The following is a 20526-nucleotide window of genomic DNA, read 5'->3' as shown; positions in this document are numbered from 1 at the left end:
GGTCCTGGCGGTGTGATGACCCGTGGCGGTGACGCTGCTCAGAGAGCGGGACAAGGGCGGTGCCTGGAGGGAGCTGTTTGGCCATGGATGGCCAAACTAACAGCGGCCATGGATGGCTTGAGCGGTCCCGGAAGGCACCGGCCTCGTCCCGCGCCCCCAATGGAGCGGCCCAGCCGCGAGCCAAAAGAAGCTTCCCGCTAAATCGCGATGAACCAATAAAAAGACCGCCCCTGGGGGGAGGCGGCCTTAAAGGGGTCCTTCATTGCTGAAGGATTTGGGGATGCACGTCGTATAACGCCCTGGGGGAGGCGGTGACCGTCCGTGGCCAACGACGTGAATCCACTGTCGCACGTTCCCGGCTTCCTGTGTGTAAAACACCTTTAAATATCCGCTCCGGCCGTGCTCCGCCGAATCGGGGCCGGCGGGTTCACGAAGTCTTCATTGTCGTGGCCCGAAACTTGTACAACACTTTCGCTTTGTACACCCCAGGAGGGCCCCACGGTGAAGGACGACACCCCGAACCGCCGCATCCCCGTTGGCATCAGCGCCTGTCTGACGGGCCAGCAGGTGCGTCATGACGGCGGTCACAAACATTCGCGTTATTGCACCGAGGTGCTGGCCCGTTATTTCCGGTTCCTGCCGCTGTGCCCGGAAATGGGGGCCGGGTTGGCGAGCCCGCGCGCCGCCATGCGTCTGGTGGAGGCCTCTGACGAGGACCAACCCCGCCTGCTCGCGTGTCGTGGCGATCAGGACTTCAGCGCGCCGATGGCAGCGTTTATTGAGCGGGTTCTGCCAACGCTGGAGGGGCTGCGTGGTTTTGTGCTGATGGCCAAGTCGCCCAGTTGTGGGATGGAACGGGTGAGGGTGTACAGCGAGCAGGGCACGGTGTCCCGACGTGATGCCAGCGGCCTGTTCGCTGGCGCGCTGATGGCACGCTATCCGTTATTGCCGGTGGAGGAGGAAGGGAGGCTCAACGATGACGCCTTGCGGGAGAACTTCGTCGAGCGGGTGTTCGTCTACGACGACTGGTGCCGGCTGCGTGAGCAGGGGCTCAGCGCTCGCGGGCTGATTGAATTTCACAGCCGACACAAATTCCAGCTGCTGGCGCATTGCCAGGCCCGTTACCGTCGCCTTGGACCGATGCTGGCCGATCTCAAGGCGCGCCCGCTTGAGGACATCGCCGACGATTACATCGCTGAATTCATGGCGGCAATGGCCTGCCGGGCAGACAAGGGGGATCACATCAACGCCATGCTGCATCTGGCCGGTTTTCTGCGCCAGGGGCTGGAGGACGCGGACCGGGCCCTGATTCATCAGCAAATCGAAGCCTATCAGCGCGGCGACGTGCCGTTGGTGGTGCCGATGACACTGCTGCGTGGCGCGCAGAGCAAGGTGGCGCAGCCGTATCTGGCGCAACAGCGGTATATGGCGCCGTACCCGGACGCGCTTGGGCTGAGGAACCGCCTGTGAGTGCCGAGCACAGCGGCATCAGCATCCAGAGTGTCAGTGAGCGCTGTGGCGTCAATCCGGTCACGCTGCGCGCCTGGGAGCGCCGTTACGGGCTGATCCGGCCGGCGCGCACCGGTCAGGGGCATCGGCGTTACAGCGAACAGGATGTGGCGCGCATCGAACGCATTCTGGGCTGGCTGGATCGCGGCCTGCCGATCAGTCAGGTGGGTGCGGTGCTCGATCAGGGCGGCGGCGAGGTGCGTATCGAGGCGCATTGGCAGCGAGCATTGGATGAGGCGCTGGAGGCACTGGATGCGCTGAACAGCCGCCGGCTCGAGCAACTGTTTCAGAGATTGAGCGCGGAATACGGCATGGCGCGGGTGTTCACGTCGTTCTGCGACCCGCTGATGCAGGCTCTGCACGCTGGCGGCGCGCGCGCCGGCGCCGGCGTTCTGTTGCAGTCGGTGCTGCGCCAGCGGTTGGCCGGGCCGGTGTTGTCGCGGGCGCCCCGGCGTCGTCAACAGGGCTGGCTGATGGTGGCGGTCGGTGACCCACTGCCGATGTTGATGCAGGCACTGACCGGCGCGCCGCGACCGATGTGGTGCCTGGAAGACGCGCCGGCCTGGCCGGCCCTGGCATCGCTGATGGCGTCCCCCCGGGTGGTGGGCGTGCTGTGGGTGCTGGGCGAACAACCCGGGCGCCGCCAGACGGCCCGGCTGTGGCCGCCACGGGTGCCGACGTCGCGCCCGCTTTTGTGCGCCGGGCCGGCGCTGACCGAGGGGCTGAGGACGCCGAACTGGCTGAATCGGGTGCCGGGCACCCGCGAGCAGGTGGCCGGGGCGCTGGACGCCGCCACCGGATCACCGGATATCGACCAAGGAGACGCCAGTGAGACTGGTCTGGTTTCGTAATGATCTGCGCTGTCATGGCCACCGCCCGCTGACCCAGGCACTGGCCGGTAACGAGCCGGTGAGCGCGCTTTATATGCTGTGCCCCCAGCAGTGGGACCACCACGACGTGGCGCCGGTGCGCCGTGCCTACGTGCTCAACAGCCTGCTGGAGCTGGGCGAATCGTTGCAGCGCCTGGGTGTGGATCTGCATGTGATCAATGCGGGCGACTTCCAGCGTTCGGTGGACCAACTGGCGGGGTTCGTGGACGAGCACGGCGTGACCGAGGTGTTTTGCAATCGGGACTACCCGCTCAACGAACTGAATCGGGACCGGGCGGTGGCGGAACGCCTGCAAGCGCGCGGGGTGCCGGTTCATGGGTTCGATGATCAGATGCTGGTGCCGCCAAGAGCGCTCAATACCGGTAAAGGCACACCCTATACGGTGTTCACCGCGTTCAAGAAACGCTGGGATGCGTGGATGGACGACGCCGATCCGCAGCCGGTGCCGGCACCGCGTAAACGGCCCGGAGCCGCCCGTTTCGTGGGCCGTGGTGTGGTCGAACGAGCGCTCAATGAATTATCGGTGGACGAGCGCCTGGTGGCGTTATGGCCGGCCGGCGAGAAAGACGCCGCCAAGCAACTCCAGCGTTTTGTCGAGCAGGATCTGGCGGACTACCGGCGCCGCCGGGATTTTCCGGATCAGCCCGGCACCAGTGGTCTTTCGGTGGCGCTGTCCGCTGGCACCCTGGCGCCGTTGGACGCTTACCGGGCGGCGCGTCTGGCGATGGCCGACGCCGGTGCCCGCGATGGCGCCGCCTGTTGGATCGGTGAGCTGGCCTGGCGGGATTTTTACCGGCAGATTCTGCACCGCTTTCCACGGTTGGCGAAGGGCGCGCCGTTTCGCCCGGAAACCGGTCTGCTGCGCTGGAGCGACAACGAAGAGCACTTCGCCGCCTGGTGCCAGGGGCGCACCGGCTACCCGCTGGTGGACGCCGCCATGCGGCAACTGGTGCAGACCGGCTGGATGCACAACCGGCTGCGCATGCTCAGCGCCATGTTTCTCAGCAAGCACCTGTTTATCGACTGGCGGCGCGGCGAGCGCTTTTTCATGCGGCATCTGGTGGACGGCGATTTCGCCGCCAACAACGGCGGTTGGCAATGGAGTGCTTCCACTGGCACCGACGCGGCGCCGTATTTTCGCGTATTCAGCCCGATGCGGCAGAGTCAGCGTTTCGATGCCGAGGGCCGTTTTATCGCCCGCTACGTCCCCGAGCTGGCGGAGCTGGACAACAAAACCATCCATGAACCCTGGAAACAGCCGCTGATGAGCCACGGTTACCCCCCGCCCATCGTCGCCCACCAGGGCGTCAAACAGCAGGTGGAAAGTGCCTTTCGCCAGGCACGCGATGCCTGGCAACAACAGCAAGGGAGCAACCAATGAGCCAGCGCATCGCGGTGGTGGGGGCGGGCATCAGCGGGCTGACGGCGGCCTGGTATCTTGGGCCTGGCCACCAGGTCGAGGTGTTCGAAGCGCACACCCAGGCCGGCGGTCATACTTATACCCACCCGGTGAAGCGTGAACACGGCGACTACGCGGTGGACATGGGATTTATCGTGTTCAACGACCGCACCTACCCGAATTTCATTAAGCTGCTTGGCGAGTTGGGCATCGGTGCACAGGCCACGGAAATGGGGTTCGCGGTCAGCGATGAACGCACTGGAGTGGAATACTGCGGCGATGGCCTGGCGGGCTTCTTTGCCCAGAAGCGCCGGTTGGCGAGTGGTCGCCATTGGCGGTTGCTGGCGGATATTCTGCGCTTTAATCGCGAGGCTCCGGCATTGCTGGATACGCCCGCCGGGGAAACGCCCCTCGGTGAGTATTTGCGCGCCCAGGGTTACGGCGAGGGTTTCCGCCGCCACTATATTTTGCCCATGGGCGGCGCCATCTGGTCGTGTTCGCTGGCTCAGATGGAACGTTTTCCCGCCCGCTTTTTTGTGCGTTTTTTTATCAATCACGGTTTGCTGGCCCTGCGTGACCGGCCGCAATGGTACGTGGTGCCTGGCGGATCGCGCCGTTACGTGGAGGCCCTGGAGCGCGGCCTGCGTGCGCGGCTGCACCGGGGCGCGCCGGTGACCGCGATCCACCGTGACGACAACGGTGTGACGGTAACGGTGAACGGTGAAGCGCGGCGGTTCGATCAGGTGATTCTGGCCTGCCACAGCGACCAGGCCAGGGCGTTGATCAAAGACGCGGACACCCGTGAACAGGATTGTTTGCGGCCTTTGGATTATCAAAGCAATGACGTGGTGCTGCACACCGACACCCGGCTGTTGCCACGTCGGCGCCGGGTCTGGTCGAGCTGGAATGCGCTGCTTGGCGAAGACGATCAGGCGCCGGTGCAGGTGACCTATAACATGAATATTCTGCAGGGCATCGACGCGCCGGAAACGTTCTGCGTGACCCTCAACGGCGGCGACCAGATTCGCCCGGAGACCGTCATTCACCGCGTGCGCTTCGAACACCCCCTGTTCACCACCGATGGGCTGGCGGCTAGAACCCGTCTGCTGGCGGGCAATGGCCAGCGCCGTACCTGGTTCTGCGGCGCCTGGTGTGGCAATGGTTTCCATGAGGACGGCGTCACGTCCGCGCTGGAAGTGGCGCGCGCCTTGGGAGCCGCGCAATGACTGAGCGATTCGCCCTGGCCCGCGGCCGGGTCTGGCATCGGCGGTGGCGACCGGAGCATCGTTTTCAGGTGCCGCTGTGGCTGGTCTGGTGCGATGTGGATGCGCCGGAGAAACTGCTGGCGCGGCACCGCCTGTGGGGACGCCGCTGGCGGCCAGTGGTGTTTCGTGACCGTGACTTTGTTGATACCAGCGATGATGCGCTGGGCACCAAAGTAAGGGAGCTGGCCGCCCGTCACGGCCTGGACTGGCGTCACGGCGATGTTTTCATGCTCGGTCAGTGGCGCACTTTTGGTTTTTTGTTCAACCCGCTGGTGCTCTATTTTTATTATCCCGAAGGCGCCGACCGACCCGCCTCCGTGATCGCCGAAGTGCGCAATACCCCTTGGCGCGAGCGTCACTTCTACGTCTTTGAACTGAGGGAAGACGGCGAGACGTTACGCGCGGATCACGACAAAAATTTTCATGTTTCTCCGTTTTTGCCGATGGCTTTGCGCTATCACTGGACTCTTCACGCCGTATTTCCCGAGCTGCGGCTAACGTTACAGGACAAGGACGGTGAACAGACCGTTTTTGCCGCCGGCCTGGAGATGACCATGGTCCGTGCCGAGCGATCCGCGATGGCGGCGGTGATCCGCCACTTCGGCGCGCAAAGTCTGAAAACCGTGGCGGGCATCTACTGGCAGGCATGGAAGCTGTGGCGCAAAGGGGCGAAGCTGCACGCCCACCCGGGTCGGGGAAAGCAGCGTGACGAAGAGAGAAGACCATGATGTACGGTGACAAAGCCCTGTCGAGCAGCAGCCCGGGCTGGTTGGAAAACCTGGCCCGCCGCGCGGTGATCAATCACCTGCGCCGATTGCCGCGTGGGGGCGTTACCCTGCATGAGCCCAATGGTGAAAAGGTGGTGATTGGCGAGGGCGACGCACAAATCCGCATCAACGCCTGGAGCAGTTACACCGCGATGATGACCGGAGGCTCACTGGGCGCGGGCGAGGCTTATATGGCCGGTGCCTGGGACAGCCCGGATCTGGTCGCGGTGATTCGCTATTTCGCCGCCAACGTGGAGACCATGCAGGCGATGGAACGTGGCCCGGCGATGATCGCCAAGCCACTGCTGAAAATGCTGCACGCGATGAACCGCAACAGCGTGTCCGGCTCGCGTCGCAACATTGCCGCTCATTACGATCTTGGCAATGAGTTTTTCGGCTTGTTCCTGGACCCGACCATGATGTATTCCGCCGCCATCTATCCGGCCCCCGGCGGTGACTTGAACACGGCCGCGGTGCATAAGCTGGATCTGATCTGCCAGCGCTTGCAGCTGCGTCACGGCCAGCACCTGCTGGAGATCGGTACCGGCTGGGGTGGGCTGGCATTGCACGCGGCGCGCCACTACGGCGTGCGTGTGACCACCACCACCATCTCCAGGCAACAGGCCCGCTATGCCCGCGAACAGGTTCGCGATGCGGGCCTGGAGGATCGCATCGAGGTGTTGGAGCGCGACTACCGGGAACTGCAAGGGCAGTATGACCGCATCGTTTCCGTGGAAATGATCGAGGCGGTGGGGCATCAATATCTGAACAGTTATTTCAAGGTGCTGAATGAGCGCTTGAAACCCGATGGCCTGTTGTTGTTGCAGGCGATCACCGTGCCCGATCAGCGCTATGACTACGCCCGGAACAATGTGGACTTCATCAAACGTTACATTTTTCCCGGTGGCTTCCTGCCTTCGGTGTCGGTGATGTGCGCGGGCCTGCGCCGCCATACCCGGCTGGTGCCGCTGGCGCTCAACGACATCGGTGAGCATTACGCACGCACCGTGGAGCATTGGCGCGAGCGCTTCCTGCAGGCGCTGCCCAGGGTGCGTGAGCTGGGGTTCGACGAGCGCTTTTGCCGGATGTGGGATTACTATCTTTGCTACTGCCAGGGCGCCTTCATGGAGCGTGCCATCAGCACCGTGCATTTGATGGCCGCCGGGCCGGATTATCGCCAGGCGTGAGTGACCCCGCCGGCGTCGCTTTCCCCACCCTGGGGTGGCGGGTGATGTGCTATGATTGCGCCGCTTATTCCCTGAGGACCCTCTGAAGACCCCTTGCGAACCGCGCCCGGCCAAAGGCCGCCGGGGCATTATCCAGAGGGCGCCTTGTGGTAATATAAGCCTCTGAAAAGCCGGATATTACCGGGACGGTGACCCCGTATGACAGCACAAGCTCAAGAGATCGTGCGCGCCCACCTGGCGGGCACCGACGAACAGGATTCGCTTACCAGCGAACAGCGTTCACTGTACCGCCAGCGCATTAAAGAACGGTTACAGGCACGGGACGCGGTGATGGTGGCCCACTATTACACGGACCCCGAGATCCAGGCGTTGGCCGAGGAAAGCGGCGGCTGCGTGGCCGATTCGCTGGAAATGGCCCGCTTTGGCCGGGATCACCCGGCCAGCACGCTGATCGTGGCCGGCGTGCGTTTCATGGGCGAGACCGCCAAGATCCTGAGCCCGGAAAAGCGCGTGTTCATGCCCACCCTGGAGGCCACCTGCTCGCTGGATATCGGTTGCCCGGAGGACCAGTTCGCCGCCTTTTGCGATCAGCACCCGGATCGCACCGTGGTGGTGTACGCCAACACCTCGGCGGCGGTGAAGGCGCGGGCCGACTGGGTGGTGACCTCGTCGATCGCGGTGGAACTGATTGAGTATCTGGACCAGCGTGGCGAAAAGATCCTGTGGGCGCCGGATCGCCACCTCGGCGGCTATGTGCGTGATCGCACCGGCGCCGACGTGTTGTGCTGGGACGGCGCCTGCATTGTTCACGAAGAGTTCAAGGCCCAGGGCCTGGAGTCATTGAAAGCGGCTTATCCGGACGCCGCCATCCTGGTGCACCCGGAATCGCCGGCGCCGGTGGTGGCGATGGCCGATGTAGTCGGCTCTACCTCGCAGTTGATCAGCGCCGCTCAGCGCATGGACAACAGCACCTTCATCGTGGCGACCGACAAGGGCATTTTCTACAAGATGCAGCAAATGGCGCCGGGCAAGACCTTCGTCGAGGCGCCCACCGCGGGCAGCGGTGCCGCCTGCCGCAGTTGCGCCCATTGCCCGTGGATGGCCATGAACGGTCTCGAGAACACCCTGGCGGTGCTGCAGGACGATCAGGGCTGCGGCCAGGAAATCTTTGTCGACCCGGCGCTGGCCGCCAAGGCGATGAAGCCGCTGGATCGGATGCTGGAGTTCGGCGCCAGCCTGAAACGCTAGAGGCAGGGCAGGGGGCGGTCCAGCCCCTGGCCCCTGCTCAGAATTCCTCTTTGGAAAGCTTTTTCATTTCCTCTTCCCGGGCGCTCAGTTGGCTGTGCAAGGCGAACTGGCCACTGGCTTCTTTGAGCGCGTAGCGCATCTGCTGGAACGCCGCCCGATCCTGACCATGAAGAAACTGCACCTCGGCGCGGCCGCGATGGGCGCGGGCCTGATCGCCACTGTTGCCCCAGGCGTCGGCGGCCAGGGACCACAGTTGCGGATCGCCGGGGCGCCGCAACAACAGAGGCTCGAGCAGCGGCAACGCCTGCGCGGGTTTTTTGTTCAGCAGGTAGGCGCGGCTGAGCAGCACCGAAGCGCCGTAGTCGCGGGGATTGATGCGCAGCACTTTGCGGCCGCTGTCGATCACCGCCGGGTAATCGCCTTTGGCCAGGTTGATCTCCATCAGCCCCAGGTCGTACCAGAGTTCATCCGGATACTCCTTGTTCAACGCCGCCATGCGTTGCAGAGCGCCGTCGTAGTCGCGTTCGCGCAGGTCGGTCAGCGCCAGGCCGTACCGGGCCGCTTGCCGCTGGGCGTTGTTGCCGCTGTCGATTTGACGGTTAAAGTAACTGCGCGAGCGCTCGATGGAGTCGAAATAACGCGATTGCACCCGCGCCCGCACCAGCAGGAACTGCTCCGAGGGGTGGGTGTTGGGGTGCGGCAGATTGCGCGCCCGCGCCCGGGTGTCGGCGACACGGTCTTCGGTGACCGGGTGAGTGAGCAGAAACTCCGGCGGATCGCCGGCGTAGCGCTGCTGTTCAAGCATGCGCTCGAAGAAGCGGGGCATGGCTTCCGGGTCCAGCCCGGCGGCGGACAGGGTCTGCATGCCAACACGGTCGGCCTCCCGTTCGTTGCTGCGCGAATACGCCAGTTGCGCCTGCAGCGCGCCGGCCTGGGTGGCGGCCATGCCGGCCATGCCGGCCTGGCCATCACCGGCGATGGCCACCGCGATGCTGGCCAGCATCGCGGCAAGAACACCGATGTTCATTTTCTGTGACTGGATATAGCGGCGGGAAAAGTGGCGCTGGCTGACGTGGGCGATTTCGTGGGCGATCACGCTGGCCACCTCGTCGTCGCTGGCGGCGTTGAGAAACAGACCGGCGTTGAGGCCGATCACGCCCCCGGGCACCGCGAAGGCGTTGATGTCCGGCGTGTTGATCACGACGATGGCCAGGTCCGGTTCGTTGAGTTCGCTGAACGAGGCCAGCCGGTATACCAGGCTCTCGGCGTATTCCTGCACCACCGGGTCTTCCATGATGGGCGCCTGGCCGCGCAGAGAGCGCAGCCAGGAGCGCCCCAGCCGGTGCTCCTGGTCGGCGGACATCACCGCCATGGATGGGTCCCCCAGGTCAGGCAGATCGCTCTGCTGGGCATACAGCGGCGTGGCGGCCAGTAATATCACGCTACCCAGTAGTGCGACGCGTAACACTGCGAACACGGTAAGCTCCTTTGCCTGAATCCTTACAAGAAGACCGTTGATAACCTTTCCTCCGCCGCGCCGCTGTGGAAAGATCGGCGGCAGGTTTTTGACGGATCACGATATGCATAGTAACCGGGAACAGCCACCCATTGCCCAGCATCTGGACGCCCGTGGCCTGCAATGCCCTCTGCCCTTGCTTAAGACCCGGCAGGCTCTGCGTGGGCTGCGGCCGGGCGATGTGTTGCGGGTGCTGGCCAGCGATGCCGGGTCCGCCCGGGATATTCCCAATTACCTTGGACAGTCCTCCCACGAGCTGGTTCGGCGCAGCGAAGAGGACGGCCTGTTTGTGTTTCTGATTCGTCGCGGTGAGGAGTAAGGGATTCAATGCTGAACGTGCTTCGTAGCTGGTTTCAATCGCTGTTTGCCGATGAAGAAGCGGTGTATCTGCTGTTCCTGCTGCTGGCCGGGTTCGCGGTGGTGTTGCTGTTCGGCAATATGCTGGCGCCACTGCTGGCGTCGATCGTGCTGGCTTATCTGATGCAGGGGCTGGTGACCGCCTTGAATCGCCGGCGGGTGCCAGCGGCGCTGTCGGTGGGGGTGGTATTCGCGTTGTTCTTGAGCGCGTTGGTGGTGACCCTGGTGGTTTTGCTGCCGATGGTCTGGCGACAGACCGCGCTGCTGGTGCGCGATCAGTTGCCGCATGTGTTTCATAACACCGAGACCTGGCTGCGCGGGCTGCCGGCGCGCTACCCGGAAATCATCTCCATGGAGCAGGTGGACACCCTGGTGGGCACCGCCCAGCGGGAGCTGGCCCAGTTCGGCCAGGCGGTGCTGACGCTGTCGCTGTCGTCGATTCCCAACCTGGTGCAGATCCTGGTGTTCCTGGTGCTGGTGCCGCTGCTGGTGTTTTTCCTGCTCAAGGATCGAGAGCAGATCATCGCCTGGGTGATGGGCTTTCTGCCGGCGCGGCGGCGGGTGCTGGGGCACGTCTGGAAAGAGATGGACGGGCAGATCGCCAACTACGTGCGCGGCAAGGCCCTGGAGATCCTGATCGTCGGGACGGTGACCTACATTGCTTTTCTGTTGCTGGACGTGAATTACACCGCGCTGCTGGCGGTGCTGGTGGGGCTTTCGGTGGTGGTGCCTTATATCGGCGCCACGCTGGTGACGCTGCCGGTGGCGGCGGTGGCCTATGTGCAATTCGGCTGGGGCGGTGATCTGGCGCTGGTGATGGTGGTGTACGGCGTGATCCAGTTTCTGGATGGCAATATTCTGGTGCCGTTGCTGTTCTCCGAGGCGGTCAATCTGCACCCGGTGGCGATCATCACCGCGATCCTGTTTTTTGGCGGCATCTGGGGGCTGTGGGGCGTGTTTTTCGCGATCCCGCTGGCCACCCTGCTCAAGGCGGTGCTCAATGCCTGGCCGCGCGCCAACGATCCCTGGCTTGAGGACGCCGCCGGGGATTAGACCGTGGCGGCGTTAATGTGACCTGGCCGGACCTGCCTGGCCGGACCTGAGCTGATTCAAAGCGCGCGCGCTGCGTCCAGCACCTGATCGGCGTGGCCCTTGACCTTGACCTTGCGCCAGCAGTGGCGTACCACCCCTTTCTGATCGATCAGAAAGGTGCTGCGCTCGATGCCCTCGTATTCTTTTCCGTACAGCTTTTTCAGGTGGATCACGTCGAACAGCCGGCACACGGTTTCGTCCTCGTCACTGATCAGCTCGAAGGGAAACCCCTGTTTGGCCTTGAAGTTCTCATGGCGTTTGAGCGAATCCCGGGATACCCCCAGAATTTCGCAGCCGGCCTCTTGAAATCGCGGGTACAGGTCGCGGAAATTCTGGCCCTCGGTGGTGCAGCCCGGGGTGCTGTCCTTGGGATAGAAATACAGCACCACTTTTTTGCCGGCCAGCGCCGACAGGCTGACGTTCCCGCCGCCGGTGGTGGCGGCGGTGAAATCGGGGGCCGGCTGGCCTTCTTCAACTCGGTAGCTCATTAACGGGTCCTTGCAGCGTTGTGAAATGTGGTTGGGCGGGGGTATCAACCCTTTCCGGGCGGTCACGGGCACGGAAAGCACGTGAAGGGCGTGGCTTATCCTTGTCCGGCTCGGGGGCGAGGTTTACCATAACGCCCTTTGCATCAAGAGAGAAAACGGCATGATTCGCGGTAGCATTGTGGCCATTGTAACGCCGATGCGGGATGACGGTTCCGTGGATTGGGAGCATCTTCGCAAGCTGGTCAACTGGCATGTGGAGCAGGGCACCCACGGTATCGTGGCGGTGGGCACCACCGGTGAGTCCGCCACCCTCGGCTTTGAAGAACACGACAGCGTGATCCGGGAAGTGGTGGCGATCGCCGACGGACGCATTCCGGTGATCGCCGGCACCGGCGCCAACAGCACCGAGGAGGCGATCCGCCTGACCCGCGATGCCAAACGCGACGGCGCCGACGCCTGCCTGCTGGTCACGCCGTATTACAACAAGCCGCCCCAGGAGGGCCTCTACCAGCATTTTCTGGCGGTGGCCCGGGCGGTGGACATTCCGCAGATTCTCTACAACGTGCCTGGTCGCACCGCCTGCGACCTGCTGCCCGAGACCGTTGAGCGGCTCGCCAAGGTGCCGAACATCGTCGGCATCAAGGAGGCCACCGGCAATCTTGAGCGCGCCCGCGAGATCCGTGAGCGTTGCGGCAATGATTTTCTGCTCTATTCCGGCGATGACGCCACCGCCCTGGAGCTGATGCTGGCTGGCGGCGATGGCGACATTTCGGTGACCGCCAACGTGGCGCCAGCGAAGATGGCGGCCATGTGCACCGCCGCCTTGTCCGGCGACGTGGAGACCGCCCGTGCATTAAATGCGGAACTCGATCCCCTTCACCGTGATCTGTTTATCGAGCCGAGCCCGATTCCGGCGAAGTGGGCCCTCTACGAGATGGGCCTCATCGACAGCGGCATCCGTTTGCCGCTGGTACCGCTTTCGGAGGCCGCTCAGCCGCGTTTGCGTGATACGCTGCGCCGCTGCGGACTCCTGGAGGGATAATGCGACGTTGTTTTGTTGTAGTAGCCGCCGCCTCATTGGCGGCGTGCGGTCTGTTGCCCGACCACAGCCTGAATTATCGGGATGCCCCGGTGCTGGAGCCGATCACGGTGCCCGATGGCATGGTGTTTCTCGGCGAACAGCAACTGTACGCGGTGCCGGACGTGGACCAGCGCCTGATCGGCGAGCAGAAGGGCGAGGACGGTTTCGACGCGCCCAAGCCGCCACAATTGGTGGCGGTGGCCACCGACGACCCGGACCGGCGGCAGACTGATCAGCCGGCGCCGCCGGCGGACCGCACCGGCACGCCGGTGCTGGCGAAGGATGGCAGCGGTTACCCGATCATCATGATGCCGGTCAGCTATGACTGGGCCTGGGAGCGGGTCACCCAGTCGGTCACGCAGACCGATCTGCGCGTCACCGACCGCAACCGTGATCAGGGCGTGTTCTACCTGACCACCCCCGAGCGCTACCGGCTGACGCCGCCCCAGGCACAGCTCAAGCTCAGCCACACCACCAATGGCATTCAGGTGGCGGTGTTGAATGGCGAGGGCTCGGCGCTGGCCAACAAAGACTCGGGGCTGGCGATTCTGGAAAGCATTTACGGCCAGCTCAATAAGCCCGGGCAACCCGACCCACGGCCCTGAACGCGACACCGGGAGAAAGCATTGCAACTGGCGTCACTGGGCAGCGGCAGCAAGGGTAACGGCACCGTTATCCGGGCCGGCGACACTCTGATTCTGGTCGATTGCGGTTTCTCCCTGCGCGACACCGAGGCCCGTCTGGCGCGGCTGGGCATCGCCGCCGGCGACCTCGCCGCGGTGCTGATTACCCATGAGCATGGTGATCATGTGCGTGGCGCCGGCGCTTTGGCCCGGCGCCATAAAGTGCCGCTGTACAGCACTTTCGGCACCGCCCGGGCGGTGGCCGACCGGCCGGCCGGCTTTCACGGCGGTGCTTGGCAAGAGGTGCGGCCAGGGCGGGAATTCGCGGTGGGCGGCATCACCGTGACGCCGGTGACCGTGCCCCACGACGCCCGCGAACCTTGCCAGTATCGTTTTGGCTGGCGCGGCCGCGAGCTGGGCGTGCTCACGGATCTGGGGTCGCTGACCGCCCACGTGGTGGAGGCATACCAGGAGTGCGACGCCCTGGTGTTGGAATGCAACCATGATCCGCAGATGCTCGCCGCCGGGCCTTATCCGAGCTCATTGAAGCGTCGGGTGGGCGGGCACCTGGGGCATTTGAGCAACCAGCAGGCGGCGACGCTGCTGGGGCACTGCAATGTTGATCGTCTGCAGCATCTCGTGCTTTCGCACCTGAGCGAGCAGAATAATACGCCGCAGCACGCCCTGACCCAGATTCACCGGGCGGTGGAACACGGCCGCGAGCGCATTCGGGTCGCCAGCCAGCAACAGGGTTTCGATTGGTTGGACATTCTCTGAGACGGTGCCCCGGGGTGGTCCCGGGCACGGGCATTACCGATACACACCAGTTATCCAAGACAGGTACCCCATGGAAAAGCGCGACGAACTCTACGCCGGCAAGGCCAAGTCCGTATTCACCACCGATGACCCCGACAAGCTGGTGATCGTGTTCCGCAACGACACCTCAGCGTTCGATGGCAAGAAGAAAGAGGCTCTGGATCGCAAAGGGGCGGTGAACAATCAGTTCAACGCCGCGATCATGGAAGCGCTGCGGAAAGAGGGCATTCCGACCCACTTTGAGAAGCGCTTGTCGGCCACCGAGTCGCTGGTCAAGCGCTTGACCATGATCCCGGTGGAATGCGTGGTGCGCAACATCGCCGCCGGCTCCATCGTGCGCCGTCTGGGGGTGGAAGAGGGCAAGCAACTGAACCCGCCGACCTTCGAGATGTTTCTCAAGGACGACGCCCTCGGCGACCCGATGATCAACGAGTACCATGTGCGCAGTTTCGGCTGGGCCGAGCCGGAGCAGATCGAAACCATGAAAGCGCTCACTTTCAAGGTCAATGAGGTGCTCAAGAAGCTGTTCCTGGATGGCGACATGCTGCTGGTGGATTACAAGCTGGAGTTCGGTGTCTATAAAGGCGAAGTGATTCTTGGCGATGAGTTCTCACCGGACGGTTGCCGCCTGTGGGATCGCAACACCCGCGAGAAGATGGACAAAGACCGCTTCCGCCAGGGCCTGGGCAACGTGGTCGAAGCCTACGAAGAGGTCGGCCACCGGCTGGGCATGAGCTTCGAATACTGATCTGGCGCCTACCGCCAGGCACATCACCGCCCGCGCCCGCGGGCGGTGTCGTTTTCAGCCCTGTTTGCTTTTTTCGCAAGGCAGGAACCGGCAAAATGCCCTGTTCCGGGGCGCCTGTTTTGCACAGCGGACCACTCGTGTCCGGTTTCGCATGAACTCCCCCTCCTAAGCGCTTGATTTTACCCGAAGTTAATTTCTAACTTATTGATTAAAAAGGTTTTTCATTAAATGGATACTTTTTCGTCATTTAGGGCTCACGCGCATTATCCTGGGGGCTGAGCGCGGTTCCTGACAGAATACCCACAGAGTTATCCACAGAATCTGTGAGTAACTCATGAACGGATTCAAGGCGACCAAAAGCGTCACCCGATTCAGGCCGATTGCAGGCCGAGCAGGCTCATCAGCAGCCGCATCAGCAGCGCGGCCACGGCCAGGGCCAGCACACTGGCGCTCCAGATCAGCACCAGCCAGCCCAGCCGGCGCCACCGGGACGGCCGTTGCTCACCGCCGGCCATCAGTGATAGCCCTGATCGCCGGGACGCACCTTGCCCCGGAACACGTAATAAGCGAAGGCGGTGTACATAAGAATGAAGGGAATGATCAGCAGCGCGCCGACCAGAGCGAAGCCCATGCTTTGCGGGGGCGCGGCCGCCTGCCACAGGGAAATGTCCGGCGGCAGGATGTTCGGCCAGCCGCTGATCGCCAGCCCGGCGTAACCCAGAAACATCAGCGCCAGCGTGCACAGAAACGGCGCCACCGGCTGGCCCCGTGTCAGAGCCCGCCAGAGAATCACCATGGCCAGCGTCACCAGCAGTGGCACCGGCGCGAACCAGATCAGATTGGGGAAACTGAACCAGCGCGCGGCGATGGCCGGATCGCGCAGCGGCGTCCAGATGCTGATCACCACGATCGCGACCAGCAGGATCGCCGACAGCGGCCGGGTCAGATGAAACATGCGCAACTGCAGCTCGCCTTCGCTTTTCATAATCAGCCAGGTGCTGCCCAGCAGGGCGTAGGCGAACACCAGACTGATGCCGGTAAACAGCGGGAAAGGCGCGATCCAATCCAATGGACCACCGGTGTAAGCGCCGTTTTCCACCGGCAAGCCGCTGATGTAGGCGCCCAGCACCACGCCCTGGAAAAAGGTGGCGGTGAAGGAGCCGCCAATAAAGGCTTTGTCCCAGACATGGCGTTCATGGTCGCGGGCCTTGAAGCGGAATTCGAAGGCGATGCCCCGGAAAATCAAGCCCAGCAGCATGAAAATCAGCGGCAGGTAGAGCGCCGTCAACACCACTGAATAGACCAGGGGAAAGGCCGCCAGCAGGCCGGCGCCGCCCAGCACCAGCCAGGTTTCGTTGCCGTCCCAGACCGGCGCCACGGTGTTCATGGCCACGTCGCGGTGCTCTTTATCGGGAATGAACGGATAGAGGATGCCGATGCCCAGGTCGAAGCCATCCATGATCACGTACATCATGACGCCGAAGCCGATAATGATCGCCCAGATCAAAGCCAGATCGATGCCCATTATTCGCTCCTCCGGTTGCCGCTGTCGCCGTCCTCGTCATCGTCCAGGCCTTCTTCCACGGCGGACAACGGCCGCATGGCGTGGCGTTGCTGGCCCGGCCCGCCGGTGGCGGAGCCGGTGCCTTCCTGGGGTCGGGGGCCCTTGCGCACCAGGCGCATCATGTAGGCGAAGCCGGCGCCGAACACGAACAGGTAAATGACCACGAACAGCGCCAGCGAGAGCGCCAGAGTGCCGCTGCCGTGTGGCGACACCGCGTCCTCGGTGCGCATTACTCCGTACACCACCCACGGCTGCCGGCCGATTTCGGTGGTGTACCAGCCGGCCAGGATCGCGATCAGCCCGGCCGGCCCCATCGCCAGCGCGAAGCGCAGGAACCAGGACGATTGATACAGCCGCCCGCGCCAGCGGTGCCAGAGGCTGAGCGCACCCAACAGAATCATCAACAGACCCAGCCCGACCATGATCCGAAACGACCAGAACACGATGGTGGCGTTGGGGCGTTCGTCCTTGGCAAAGCTTTTCAGGCCGGGGATGGTGCCGTCCCAGCTGTGGGTCAGGATCAGGCTGCCCAGGCGCGGCACCTCCAGGGCGAAACGGGTGGTCTCGCGCTGCATGTCCGGCCAGCCGAACAGAATCAGGGGCAGGCCCTCGGCGGAGGTCTGGCCGGCCACGTCGTCCGGCGCGCCCCAATGGCCCTCAATGGCGGCCAGCTTGGCGGGCTGGTGTTCCAGGGTGTTCAGGCCATGGAAATCGCCGATCACCGCCTGAACCGGTGCCACCACCACCATCATCCACATGGCCATGGAGAACATGGTGCGCAGCGCCGGGTTGTCGCGCCCGCGCAGCAAATGCCAGGCCGCCGACGCGCCCACGAACAGGGCGGTGGCAAGAAAGGCAGCGACGCTCATATGCAGCAGCCGGTAGGGGAAAGAGGGGTTGAAGATCACCGCCAGCCAGTCCACCGGGATCACCTGATTATTGACGATTTCGTAGCCCTGAGGGGTTTGCATCCAGCTATTGGAGGCGAGGATCCAGAAGGTCGAGATCAGGGTGCCGATGGCCACCGTGACGGTGGAGAAGAAATGCAGCCCGGGGCCGACCTTGTTCCACCCGAACAGCATCACACCCAGAAAGCCGGCTTCCAGAAAAAAAGCGGTGAGCACTTCATAGGCCAGCAGCGGACCGGTGACGCTGCCGGCGAACTCGGAGAAAAAACTCCAGTTGGTGCCAAATTGATAGGCCATGACCAGCCCGGACACCACGCCCATGCCGAAATTGACCGCGAAGATCTTTGACCAAAAGTGGTAGAGATCCCGGTAGACGGTGTTTTTGGAGTACAGCCACAGGCCCTCCAGCACCGCCAGGTAGCTGGCCAGCCCGATGGTGATGGCGGGAAAGATGATGTGGAACGAGATGGTGAAGCCGAATTGGATGCGGGCCAGATCAAGCGCCAGGGTATCGGCCATGCGAACTCCTCCTCACCGGTTTGGCCAGGCCCGGCGGAGAGCGTGCCGCGATGCCGGGGATCGCCTTTATACTAACAAGCCGGCGGCATCGGTAAAGTTGGACAAAAGGTCGCAGGCGAGGGCGTGGCCTACAGTCTTATCATCGGCAATGGTCGCCACGGCTGGGTGAGCAACTGGCGCGCGCTCAGGGTCAGCAGCAACTGGTGGAAACCGGCATTGGGGAAGCGCCGATTGATTTCGCGAATGCGCTCGCGGGGCACGCCGAAGCGCACCAGCCCCAGCGACAGATCAATCCAGTCGGCGCGGCGGAACGCCTCCACCAGACTGGCCGGCTCATGCTCGCTGGGGGTGATTTTGTGGTGATGCACGATCATCGCGTGGATTTCGTCGCTCCAGCTCTGCAGGCCCTGCTCTTGAAGATAGTGGCAGGCGAGGCGGGCGGACGGCCCCAGGTAATCGAAGGTACAGGCCAGCCAGATGCCGGCGTCGTGGAAGAACCCGGCCAGCTCCAGTTTGCCCAGCTCCTCATCGGGCAACTCACCGGCCGGCGCCCTCTGCGCCGCCACCAGGTTGATAACGCGATACACATGGTTGCGGTACGGGGTCTGGTCCCGTCCGAAACGTTCCGCGTGGCGATCGAACAGGGCGTCAAGCTGCGCCAGTTCGGTGATCAACCTTGTCATCGTGTGCCCCAGCGGCCAGGCCGTGTGAGTCGGTGAGTGTTGTTGTCTACCCGGTTGGCCGTGATCGGCACGGTTGAGCCGGTTCCTGAGTACCAATTAACCAGAGCGCGGTGCTGTTGTCACCGGCCCGGGAACAAAATGCTTTGCCGTGAACCGACGAAGCCATTGGTGATCAGTGTCGGTTGTTTTATAGTCCGACAATATAGCTTCTATGTTAAACAATGTTGACGCCGTGACCTTTCAAGCCCGAGAAAGCCTTTCCGAGCAAATCGCCGGCCATCTGGCCGGGCAGATCATCCGTGGCGAGTTGCTGGCCGGTGACCGCATCCAGGAGATGCGCGTGGCCGGCGAACTGGACGTCAGCCGGGGCTCGGTGCGTGAGGCGCTGCTGATCCTGCAGCGCCGTCACCTGATCGACATTCTGCCGCGCCGGGGCGCGGTGGTGAAAGAGATGTCCGAGGCCCAGGTGCGCGGCCTCTATGAGCTGGTTCAGGTGCTGCTCGGGCTGGTCATTCGCAAGGCCATCAAGAGTGTCCGTGAAGACGACCTGGACCCCTTTATCGAGCTGATCCACGAACTGCAACTGGCCAGCGCCGAGCGCGACCTGGAGCGCTTTTTCCAGCTCAGCTTCCGGTTTTTGTCCCACGCCTACCTGTTCGCCGGCAACGGTTTCGTGCAGGACGTGCTCGCCGATCTGCAGCCGGCGCTGCAGCGCACCTGGTTCATGGCCCTGCACCTGGACGGCGATGAAATGAAAGAATGCCTGTCGTTCTTCAAGGCCCTGGTGGAGACCATTTTTCGCCGTGACGTGCGCTCGGCGCTGGAGATTATCCGCGAGTTCGCCGAGCATCAGTCCGCGCTGGTGCAGGAGTCGATCACCCGGGCTCGCCAGATCGAGGCCGCCTGGGGCGGGCGCCGAAAATGAGCCATCGGTGCTCTAACCCGGCGGATTAGCAGGAAAAATTGCCCGGTGGGGCTTGCCAGCGTCGCCGTTGCTCCCTAAAATCACGCCCCTCTGCAGGCACGTAGCTCAGTTGGTTAGAGCACCACCTTGACATGGTGGGGGTCGGTGGTTCGAATCCACTCGTGCCTACCAGTTTCGCTCCATCTTTCAGACCAGCCAGCGCCCGGTCCGGGTTTACGGGCCCCATGGCGTGACCTACAATGCCCGGCTAGTTCGAAAGATGGCTGGGGCGAAATTTCACCGAACGTGGCCGAATCCCGTGTGAGCGGGCAGCTGGCCCGGGAAATTTGCCCCGATAAGATTCATTACTTGGAGGTTCACGACATTAAGCGTGGAGGCAAAGGCCGCGACCAGCGTGCCAACATCAATCAGCAAATCCAGGCAACCGAAGTCCGGTTGATCGACGTGGACGGCGAACAGATCGGCATCGTGCCTCGTGACGAGGCATTGGAAAAGGCCGTCGCCAAGCAGCTGGATCTGGTGGAAATCTCCCCTGGTGCGGAACCGCCCGTCTGCCGGATCATGGATTACGGCAAGCATCTGTTCGAACAGAAGCAAAAAGCCCGGGAATCGCGCAAGAAGACACGCCAGACCCAGGTGAAAGAGATGAAATTCCGTCCCGGCACCGATTCCGGCGACTATGAGGTGAAACTGCGTAACCTCAAGCGTTTCCTGGAAGCCGGCGACAAAGCGAAAGTGACCGTGCGCTTCAGAGGTCGTGAGATGGCTCACCAGGAGCTGGGTCGCGAACTGCTGTCACGGGTCGAAGCGGATCTGGCGGAGTACGGCTCCGTCGAACAGTACCCGAACATGGAAGGGCGCCAGATGATCATGGTGCTCAGCCCGGGCAAGAAGAAAAAGTAACCGGATCGCCGGTTGCTTTTGTTTTTATTCACACGAAC

General features: G+C 63.2%; 21 protein-coding genes and 1 tRNA gene. 16 read left to right on the top strand and 6 right to left on the bottom strand.

The window, feature by feature from the left end; all coding sequences use genetic code 11:
* Positions 1-501 precede the first annotated feature (501 nt).
* From CGS25_RS08055 to nadA, 7 genes are all read left to right on the top strand, one after another.
* Positions 502-1470: a YbgA family protein gene (locus CGS25_RS08055; RefSeq protein ID WP_198588723.1), complete on the top strand. Its 969-nt coding sequence runs from the start codon at positions 502-504 to the stop codon at positions 1468-1470.
* Positions 1467-2360, top strand: a complete 894-nt coding sequence (locus CGS25_RS08050; RefSeq protein WP_101675158.1) for a MerR family transcriptional regulator — start codon at positions 1467-1469, stop codon at positions 2358-2360. Before CGS25_RS08055 ends, CGS25_RS08050 begins: the two co-directional genes overlap by 4 nt.
* The gene (locus CGS25_RS08045) at positions 2338-3780 is read left to right on the top strand and encodes a cryptochrome/photolyase family protein (RefSeq protein WP_101675157.1); all 1443 of its coding nucleotides are present in this window, start codon (positions 2338-2340) and stop codon (positions 3778-3780) included. Before CGS25_RS08050 ends, CGS25_RS08045 begins: the two co-directional genes overlap by 23 nt.
* Positions 3777-5024 carry an NAD(P)/FAD-dependent oxidoreductase gene (locus CGS25_RS08040; protein ID WP_101675156.1) on the top strand — a complete coding sequence of 416 codons (1248 nt, stop codon included), beginning with the start codon at positions 3777-3779 and terminating at the stop codon, positions 5022-5024. The genes CGS25_RS08045 and CGS25_RS08040 overlap by 4 nt, the downstream gene beginning before the upstream one ends.
* Positions 5021-5791 (top strand): DUF1365 domain-containing protein, encoded by a 771-nt coding sequence (locus CGS25_RS08035; protein ID WP_089032698.1) that lies wholly within the window; start codon positions 5021-5023, stop codon positions 5789-5791. Before CGS25_RS08040 ends, CGS25_RS08035 begins: the two co-directional genes overlap by 4 nt.
* A complete protein-coding gene (locus tag CGS25_RS08030; protein WP_101675155.1) occupies positions 5788-7017 on the top strand; it encodes an SAM-dependent methyltransferase in 1230 nt (409 codons plus the stop codon). Before CGS25_RS08035 ends, CGS25_RS08030 begins: the two co-directional genes overlap by 4 nt.
* Positions 7018-7215: 198 nt before the next feature.
* Positions 7216-8265: a quinolinate synthase NadA gene (nadA, locus tag CGS25_RS08025; RefSeq protein ID WP_089032696.1), complete on the top strand. Its 1050-nt coding sequence runs from the start codon at positions 7216-7218 to the stop codon at positions 8263-8265.
* A gap of 37 nt (positions 8266-8302) precedes the next feature.
* Here nadA and CGS25_RS08020 read toward each other — a convergent pair whose 3' ends face one another.
* On the bottom strand, positions 8303-9742 hold the full coding sequence (locus CGS25_RS08020) for a M48 family metalloprotease (protein WP_232802319.1): 1440 nt from the start codon (positions 9740-9742) through the stop codon (positions 8303-8305).
* Positions 9743-9845: 103 nt separating this feature from the next.
* Between CGS25_RS08020 and CGS25_RS08015 the strand changes: the two genes are divergently transcribed.
* Both CGS25_RS08015 and CGS25_RS08010 read left to right on the top strand, forming a co-directional pair.
* Entirely contained in the window at positions 9846-10100 is a 255-nt protein-coding gene (locus CGS25_RS08015) for a sulfurtransferase TusA family protein (RefSeq protein ID WP_089032695.1), read from the top strand.
* Between the two features lie 8 nt (positions 10101-10108).
* A complete protein-coding gene (locus CGS25_RS08010; RefSeq protein WP_101675154.1) occupies positions 10109-11191 on the top strand; it encodes an AI-2E family transporter in 1083 nt (360 codons plus the stop codon).
* Positions 11192-11247: 56 nt separating this feature from the next.
* Here the strand turns inward: CGS25_RS08010 and bcp are convergent, their stop codons facing one another.
* Positions 11248-11718 carry a thioredoxin-dependent thiol peroxidase gene (bcp, locus tag CGS25_RS08005; protein WP_089032693.1) on the bottom strand — a complete coding sequence of 157 codons (471 nt, stop codon included), beginning with the start codon at positions 11716-11718 and terminating at the stop codon, positions 11248-11250.
* Positions 11719-11878: 160 nt separating this feature from the next.
* Between bcp and dapA the strand changes: the two genes are divergently transcribed.
* The 4 genes from dapA to purC all read left to right on the top strand — a co-directional run bounded on the left by dapA (position 11879) and on the right by purC (position 14986).
* A complete protein-coding gene (dapA, locus tag CGS25_RS08000) occupies positions 11879-12760 on the top strand; it encodes a 4-hydroxy-tetrahydrodipicolinate synthase (protein ID WP_101675153.1) in 882 nt (293 codons plus the stop codon).
* Positions 12760-13404, top strand: a complete 645-nt coding sequence (gene bamC, locus CGS25_RS07995; RefSeq protein ID WP_101675152.1) for an outer membrane protein assembly factor BamC — start codon at positions 12760-12762, stop codon at positions 13402-13404. Before dapA ends, bamC begins: the two co-directional genes overlap by 1 nt.
* Before the next feature lie 21 nt (positions 13405-13425).
* Complete coding sequence (locus tag CGS25_RS07990) at positions 13426-14199, top strand: MBL fold metallo-hydrolase (protein WP_089032690.1); 774 nt, start codon at positions 13426-13428, stop codon at positions 14197-14199.
* A 70-nt stretch (positions 14200-14269) separates the two neighbouring features.
* A complete protein-coding gene (gene purC / locus CGS25_RS07985; RefSeq protein WP_089032689.1) occupies positions 14270-14986 on the top strand; it encodes a phosphoribosylaminoimidazolesuccinocarboxamide synthase in 717 nt (238 codons plus the stop codon).
* Between the two features lie 371 nt (positions 14987-15357).
* On the opposite strand, the gene CGS25_RS07980 is transcribed toward purC, so the two are convergent.
* The 4 genes from CGS25_RS07980 to CGS25_RS07965 form a co-directional block, all read right to left on the bottom strand.
* Positions 15358-15501: a DUF2474 family protein gene (locus tag CGS25_RS07980; protein ID WP_089032688.1), complete on the bottom strand. Its 144-nt coding sequence runs from the start codon at positions 15499-15501 to the stop codon at positions 15358-15360.
* Positions 15501-16511, bottom strand: coding sequence for a cytochrome d ubiquinol oxidase subunit II (gene cydB, locus CGS25_RS07975; protein ID WP_089032687.1), 1011 nt, complete (start codon positions 16509-16511; stop codon positions 15501-15503). The genes CGS25_RS07980 and cydB overlap by 1 nt, the downstream gene beginning before the upstream one ends.
* On the bottom strand, positions 16511-17977 hold the full coding sequence (locus tag CGS25_RS07970; protein ID WP_101675151.1) for a cytochrome ubiquinol oxidase subunit I: 1467 nt from the start codon (positions 17975-17977) through the stop codon (positions 16511-16513). The genes cydB and CGS25_RS07970 overlap by 1 nt, the downstream gene beginning before the upstream one ends.
* Positions 17978-18105: 128 nt before the next feature.
* The gene (locus tag CGS25_RS07965; RefSeq protein WP_089032685.1) at positions 18106-18660 is read right to left on the bottom strand and encodes a hypothetical protein; all 555 of its coding nucleotides are present in this window, start codon (positions 18658-18660) and stop codon (positions 18106-18108) included.
* 211 nt (positions 18661-18871) lie between these two features.
* Here CGS25_RS07965 and CGS25_RS07960 point away from each other — a divergent pair, with 211 nt between their 5' ends.
* From CGS25_RS07960 to infC, 3 genes are all read left to right on the top strand, one after another.
* Entirely contained in the window at positions 18872-19585 is a 714-nt protein-coding gene (locus CGS25_RS07960; RefSeq protein WP_232802318.1) for a GntR family transcriptional regulator, read from the top strand.
* A gap of 94 nt (positions 19586-19679) precedes the next feature.
* A tRNA-Val gene (locus tag CGS25_RS07955) sits at positions 19680-19756 on the top strand.
* A 129-nt stretch (positions 19757-19885) separates the two neighbouring features.
* Positions 19886-20488, top strand: coding sequence for a translation initiation factor IF-3 (infC, locus tag CGS25_RS07950; RefSeq protein ID WP_456297906.1), 603 nt, complete (start codon positions 19886-19888; stop codon positions 20486-20488).
* The last annotated feature ends 38 nt before the right edge of the window (positions 20489-20526 follow it).

The organism is Alloalcanivorax mobilis (assembly GCF_002864685.1).
GTDB lineage: Bacteria > Pseudomonadota > Gammaproteobacteria > Pseudomonadales > Alcanivoracaceae > Alloalcanivorax > Alloalcanivorax mobilis.
The sequence above is the reverse complement of the archived record's forward strand: the minus strand, read 5'-3'. Positions and strand labels throughout refer to the sequence as shown.

Coding starts and splice junctions, on each gene's coding strand:
- CGS25_RS08035 (WP_089032698.1), top strand. CDS start 5,021: ATGACTGAGCGATTCGCCCTGGCCCGCGGCCGGGTCTGGCATCGGCGG.
- bamC (WP_101675152.1), top strand. CDS start 12,760: ATGCGACGTTGTTTTGTTGTAGTAGCCGCCGCCTCATTGGCGGCGTGC.
- CGS25_RS07980 (WP_089032688.1), bottom strand. CDS start 15,501: ATGGCCGGCGGTGAGCAACGGCCGTCCCGGTGGCGCCGGCTGGGCTGG.
- purC (WP_089032689.1), top strand. CDS start 14,270: ATGGAAAAGCGCGACGAACTCTACGCCGGCAAGGCCAAGTCCGTATTC.
- nadA (WP_089032696.1), top strand. CDS start 7,216: ATGACAGCACAAGCTCAAGAGATCGTGCGCGCCCACCTGGCGGGCACC.
- CGS25_RS08010 (WP_101675154.1), top strand. CDS start 10,109: ATGCTGAACGTGCTTCGTAGCTGGTTTCAATCGCTGTTTGCCGATGAA.
- CGS25_RS08040 (WP_101675156.1), top strand. CDS start 3,777: ATGAGCCAGCGCATCGCGGTGGTGGGGGCGGGCATCAGCGGGCTGACG.
- CGS25_RS08015 (WP_089032695.1), top strand. CDS start 9,846: ATGCATAGTAACCGGGAACAGCCACCCATTGCCCAGCATCTGGACGCC.
- CGS25_RS08030 (WP_101675155.1), top strand. CDS start 5,788: ATGATGTACGGTGACAAAGCCCTGTCGAGCAGCAGCCCGGGCTGGTTG.
- CGS25_RS07970 (WP_101675151.1), bottom strand. CDS start 17,977: ATGGCCGATACCCTGGCGCTTGATCTGGCCCGCATCCAATTCGGCTTC.
- cydB (WP_089032687.1), bottom strand. CDS start 16,511: ATGGGCATCGATCTGGCTTTGATCTGGGCGATCATTATCGGCTTCGGC.
- CGS25_RS07960 (WP_232802318.1), top strand. CDS start 18,872: ATGTTAAACAATGTTGACGCCGTGACCTTTCAAGCCCGAGAAAGCCTT.
- dapA (WP_101675153.1), top strand. CDS start 11,879: ATGATTCGCGGTAGCATTGTGGCCATTGTAACGCCGATGCGGGATGAC.
- CGS25_RS07965 (WP_089032685.1), bottom strand. CDS start 18,660: ATGACAAGGTTGATCACCGAACTGGCGCAGCTTGACGCCCTGTTCGAT.
- bcp (WP_089032693.1), bottom strand. CDS start 11,718: ATGAGCTACCGAGTTGAAGAAGGCCAGCCGGCCCCCGATTTCACCGCC.